Genomic DNA, 4,802 nt, shown 5'->3' on the forward strand with positions numbered 1-4,802 from the left:
TGTCTGATCTGAGCACCGCGGGCGCGCCGCGGACGGCGACGAGGTCCTCGAGGTGGGCAGTGAGTCGGTCCGCGGTGATCGACCGCTCGACAAGCCCTCCGATGCACTCACGGGTGTGTTCGTCGACGATGGAGCAGATCTTGATCGGGCGGCCCTGCTCGTCGGCATCGAACTGGAAGTCCACCGCCCACACGAGATTCGGTGCGACCGCTGCCGGGGCGTCGACGGTCGAGGATCCGACGCGTTTGCGCCGCCGCCGCTGGGGGACACGGAGGCCTTCCTCGCGCCAGAGCCGCTGCCGGCGCCGAGACCGTCGCCGCCCTGGGCGCCGTGACGGGCGGCGATGACGCGCCCGTCACGCTCCTGCCGAGCTCGGTGGTGCGATCGGATGCCGGGGCGCACGCGGTCTCGGCCGACACGGACCTGCTCGTCTACGACGCCGGCCTCTCGCGCCTGCTCGAGGACGCCTCCGCGACCGATGCCGACACCGCCCGCGGAGCGCTCCTGGCGGAGTTCACGGCGCGGGCGGCCGTAGGCGACCTCGCCGACCCCCTGCTCGTCACGGTCGACCGCGCGAACGGTCGGTCCCAGGCTGCCCTGCGCGGCGCGATCGACGCGGCGACCGGGCTCCCCGGCTGGACGGCGACCGATCTCGACGGCCTCCTCGCGGCTCCCGCCACTGCGGTCGACGTCGACTCCGTCCCCGCCGACCAGGACCGCGTCGCGGTGATCGACGGGTTCCGCGCCGCGCAGGGCGGTCTGCAGCGCATCTCGGGTGTGCTCGGCGACCCGACGCTGCTCACCTCGTCGGAGCGGGCGACCGAGCTGCAGCTGCTCGGAAACGCGTGGCTCGACGACCGCGAGGGATGGGATGCCGCGATCCAGGCGCAGCGCGAGCGCATCGCCACCTGGACCGACGGCGTCGCCCTCGTCCTCGGCGGCCCCATCACCCTCGCCGGGACCTCCGCGCCCCTCGTCTTCACCGTCCGCAACGACCTGCCGTGGCCGGCCCGTGTCGACCTGCTCGCCTCGCCCGGTGACGCGCGTCTGGTGATCGAGTCGACGACCGAGGTCGAGATCGGCGCCCAGCAGACCAGCCGCGTCGCGATCCCCGTCTCCGCCCTCGTGGGCAGCGGCGAATCCTCCGTCGACCTGCAGCTGCGCACCCCGTCCGGCGTCGATATCGGGCGGAGCGAGACCGTCGAGGTGTCGGTGCGCGCCGAATGGGAGTCGGTGGCCCTCGTCATCCTCACCGTCCTCGTGTCCGCCCTCCTCGTCCTCGGCGTCATCCGGACGGTCCGACGGCGCAAGCGGATGCCGGTGGCCCCCTGATGGCCGGCCTCGGACGCGCGAGCGCCACCGTCGCCGCCGGCACTATGGCGTCCCGCATCACGGGACTCATCCGCAACATCGTGCTCACGGTCGCCGTCGGCACCGTCGGCGCGAAGGCTGCGGACTCGTTCGCGATCGCGAACCAGTTGCCGAACTCGGTGTTCGCGCTCATCTCCTCGGGGCTCCTCGCCGGGGTGATCGTCCCGCAGATCGTCAAGGCCGTGAAGACGCACGACGACCGCGGCAGCGCCTTCGTGTCGAAACTGCTGACCCTGGGCGTCCTCGCCCTGCTGGTCGTCACGATCGTCGCCGTCGTGGCGGCGCCCGTGCTCGTGGAGATCTACGCGGGGAGGTTCACCGACCCGGCGGCGAAGACGCTCACCCTCGCCCTCGCCTACTGGTGTCTGCCGCAGCTGCTCTTCTACGGGCTGTACGCGCTCGTGGGCGAGATCCTCAACGCGAACCGCATCTTCGGGCCGTTCGCCTGGTCGCCGATCGTGAACAACCTGATCTCGATCGCGGGCTTCGGCGTCTTCATCGTGCTGTTCGGCACCTACGAGTCGGCCTCGGGCTGGACGGCGGGCATGATCGCGCTGATGGGCGGCACCGCGACCCTCGGGATCGTCGTGCAGGCCGGCATCCTGTTCCTGTTCTGGCGGCGAGCGGGATTGCACGTGCGGCCCGACTTCGGCTGGCGGGGCATCGGGCTTCGCCAGATCGGCCGCCTCGCCGGCTGGACGTTCCTCATGGTCGTCGTCGGGCAGATCGCCGGCGCCTTCCAGATCAACATCGTGGGTGCCGCCTCGGGTCCCGCGGCGGCCGGGGCGACGCTGCAGAACGCGTGGCTCCTGTTCATGCTCCCGTTCTCCGTGATCGTCCTCTCCCTCGGGACCCCGTATTACACGAAGCTCAGCGAGCACGTCGCGGAAGGACGGGCGGATGCGGTCACCGCCGACCTGTCCTCCCTCACCCGGACCGTCGGCATCTTCATGGTCGGCATCCTCGCCGCGATGGCCGTCGCCTCCGTGCCGCTGGCGCGCCTGTTCACGACATCGCCGGACAACGCCGTCGCCTTCGCCTGGGTCCTGGGCGCGTACCTGCTCGCGCTCCTGCCGCTGTCGTTCCAGTTCGGCATCCAGCGCACCTTCTACGCCCTCAAGGACACCCGCACCCCCTTCGTGTACACGCTCGTGCAGGCGGCGCTGGTCATCGCGACGGCTCTGGCCGCGTCGGCGCTCGTCGGTGCCGGCATCCTGCCCCTGACCTGGCTCGCCTTCGCGATCGCCCTGGGGCAGTCCGTCGCCAACAGCCTGCAATTCGCCCTCGCCATCGCGCTCCTGCGACGGAAGATCGGTCCGCTCGGTCTCGGCGCGGCGTTCCGCGGAGTCCTGCGCTTCCTGCTCGCGGCCGTCCCTGCAGCCGCCGCGGGGTGGGCCGTCTTCCTCCTTCTCGGCGGGGTCGAGGGGTGGGCCGTCTCCGAGCGTCTCCCCGGGTTCTTCGGCGCCGCGCTCATCGGCGGTGTGACACTGCTGGTCTACGGCGGCATCCTGGCCGTGTTCCGCACTCCCGAGCTGGGCGTCGCGTTCCGTGCCCTCCGCCGCTTCCTGCCGGGCCGGTGAGCCCCCGGTCCGTGGAATGCCACGCGGCTACCATGGGTTGAACTGTCCGGGCGCGAACATCGCCCAGACGAAGAGAGGATTCATCGTGCGCAAGGTCATCATCATCGGCTCGGGTCCGGCGGGCTACACCGCGGCGATCTACGCGGCGCGCGCGAACCTGTCGCCCCTCGTCGTCGCCAGCTCGGTCGAGGCCGGCGGAGAGCTGATGAACACGACCGAGGTCGAGAACTTCCCCGGGTTCCCCGAGGGCATCATGGGCCCCGACCTCATGACCAAGATGCAGGAGCAGGCCGAGAAGTTCGGCGCCGAGGTCGTGTACGACGACGTCGTGTCGCTCGACGTCTCGGGCGACATCAAGACCGTCACGCTCGGCCGCGGCGAGACGCACGAGGCCGAGGCGATCGTGTTCGCCACCGGTTCCGCGCCCCGCAAGATCGGCATCGAGGGCGAGACCCGCCTGTCGGGCCGTGGCGTCTCGTACTGCGCCACGTGCGACGGCTTCTTCTTCCGCGAGAAGGTCATCGCCGTCGTCGGCGGCGGCGACTCCGCGATGGAAGAGGCGACGTTCCTCACGAAGTTCGCCTCGAAGGTCTACGTGATCCACCGTCGCGACGAGCTGCGTGCCTCGAAGATCATGCAGGACCGCGCCAAGGCCAACGAGAAGATCGAGTTCGTCTGGAACGCCGAGGTCATCGACGTCCTGGGTGAGGATGCCGTGACCGGCGTGCGTCTGCGCGACACCGTCGACGGGTCCGAGCGCGACCTCGCCCTCGACGGCGTGTTCGTCGCGATCGGCTACGACCCCCGCACGCACCTCGTGCACAACGTCCTCGACATCACCGAGCACGGCACCGTGTGGGTCGACGGCCGCACCTCGAAGACCTCCGTCCCCGGTGTCTTCGCCGCGGGCGACGTCATCGACCCGACCTACCGCCAGGCCGTCACCGCGGCCGGCAGCGGCACGGTCGCCGCCCTCGACCTCGAGCACTACCTCGCCGCGCGCGGCGACGCGGGTGCCCCCGCGCAGGACGCCGCACTGATCGACGGGCTGCCGACCCCCGCCTGAGCGCGGAACAATTGCGGCATCCGCTGCGTTTTCCCCTCTGACACCCACGTGTCGATTCCTAAGGAGACAGACATATGACCGCCAAGGCCACGAGTGAGAGCACCTGGCAGCAGGACGTCATCGACGCCGAAGGCCCCGTCCTGGTGGACTTCTGGGCGGCGTGGTGCGGACCCTGTCGCATGGTCGGCCCCATCCTCGACGAGATCCAGACCGAGAACCCCGAGAAGATCACGGTTCTGAAGCTCAACGTCGACGAGAACCCGCAGCTCGCCATGGAGTACCAGATCACGTCGATCCCGGCAATGAAGGTCTTCAACAAGGGCCAGGTCGAGAAGACGATCATCGGCGCCAAGCCGAAGTTCGCCCTCGAGCAGGACCTCGCCGACTACATCGGCTGAGCACCCCACGTCACGAAGGACCCGCGCGACCCCGGTCGCCGGGTCCTTCGTCGTTTCCGCGCCGCCGGAACATCCGCGCCCACCACGACGGTGGGCCGCCCCCTTCATTCGGTCCGGTCGCTGTGCGAGTCGTCGGTTTCCAGTTGATGGGTGCATTGCCGAGCGTAGTCGACCGGTGCGAGGTATCCGAGCGATGAGTGCCGGCGGTCATGGTTGTACTCGGTCTTCCAGTCGCCGATCACGACCTGGGCGTGCAGCAGCGAGTAGAAGCTGTTGATGTTCAGGCACTCGTCGCGGAGCCTGCTGTTGAACGACTCGACGTACCCGTTGTGCCAGGGCGAGCCGGGCGGAATGTAGGACAGGCCGGTGCGGGTGCCGGCCCAGTCG

Annotated in this window: 5 protein-coding genes and 1 pseudogene; 4 read left to right on the forward strand and 2 right to left on the reverse strand. The window is 69.9% G+C overall.

Annotation, left to right across the window (positions count from 1 at the left end):
- Positions 1-307, reverse strand: a pseudogene (locus A4X16_RS13880) (DDE-type integrase/transposase/recombinase); the annotation flags it as partial.
- 23 nt (positions 308-330) lie between these two features.
- Between A4X16_RS13880 and A4X16_RS13885 the strand changes: the two are divergent.
- The 4 genes from A4X16_RS13885 to trxA all read left to right on the forward strand — a co-directional run bounded on the left by A4X16_RS13885 (position 331) and on the right by trxA (position 4,415).
- A complete protein-coding gene (locus tag A4X16_RS13885) occupies positions 331-1,332 on the forward strand; it encodes a DUF6049 family protein (protein WP_231880375.1) in 1,002 nt (333 codons plus the stop codon).
- Complete coding sequence (gene murJ / locus A4X16_RS13890; RefSeq protein WP_067121506.1) at positions 1,332-2,951, forward strand: murein biosynthesis integral membrane protein MurJ; 1,620 nt, start codon at positions 1,332-1,334, stop codon at positions 2,949-2,951. The genes A4X16_RS13885 and murJ overlap by 1 nt, the downstream gene beginning before the upstream one ends.
- Positions 2,952-3,036: 85 nt before the next feature.
- Positions 3,037-4,017: a thioredoxin-disulfide reductase gene (gene trxB, locus A4X16_RS13895; protein WP_061018795.1), complete on the forward strand. Its 981-nt coding sequence runs from the start codon at positions 3,037-3,039 to the stop codon at positions 4,015-4,017.
- Positions 4,018-4,091: 74 nt separating this feature from the next.
- Positions 4,092-4,415 carry a thioredoxin gene (gene trxA, locus A4X16_RS13900; RefSeq protein ID WP_061018793.1) on the forward strand — a complete coding sequence of 108 codons (324 nt, stop codon included), beginning with the start codon at positions 4,092-4,094 and terminating at the stop codon, positions 4,413-4,415.
- Positions 4,416-4,519: 104 nt separating this feature from the next.
- Here trxA and A4X16_RS13905 read toward each other — a convergent pair.
- On the reverse strand, positions 4,520-4,802 hold a 283-nt coding region (locus tag A4X16_RS13905; RefSeq protein ID WP_157560184.1), incomplete at its 5' end, for an integrase core domain-containing protein.

This window comes from Microbacterium sp. H83 (assembly GCF_001650405.1).
Classification (GTDB): Bacteria; Actinomycetota; Actinomycetes; order Actinomycetales; family Microbacteriaceae; genus Microbacterium.